Source organism: Labrys sp. LIt4 (assembly GCF_017813775.1).
GTDB lineage: Bacteria > Pseudomonadota > Alphaproteobacteria > Rhizobiales > Labraceae > Labrys > Labrys okinawensis_A.
Genome location: NZ_JAGIPY010000065.1, coordinates 1 through 327 on the forward strand (window position 1 = coordinate 1; position 327 = coordinate 327).

General features: G+C 67.9%; 1 pseudogene. It reads left to right on the forward strand.

What is annotated here, in order from left to right:
• A pseudogene (locus J8I29_RS30510) lies at positions 1-327 on the forward strand (sugar transporter); the annotation flags it as partial.

The following is a 327-nucleotide window of genomic DNA, read 5'->3' on the forward strand; positions in this document are numbered from 1 at the left end:
TTCCAGCCTGCCGAATGCGGGTCCCACGGCCAAAACCATTCTGAGCCGTCAGCAGAATGGCGGTGCGCAGGGGCGTGTTGTCGCCAGCCCCTATTCCATCTTCGACGTCAAGGCCGAAACGGTCGCCGTGCTGTCGCGGCATCGGCCGACCGGCTTCCTCGGCAGTTTTGCGGCAGGCGGCCCGCCCTCGAGCGGTACGCTGGGCGTGGGCGACATGGTATCGGTCTCGATCTTCGAGGCCAGCTCGGGAGGCCTGTTCGGCACCGCCGACGCCACCGGCAGCGCCGGCAGCAAGAGCGTGCAGTTGCCGCCCCAGCAGATCGATCG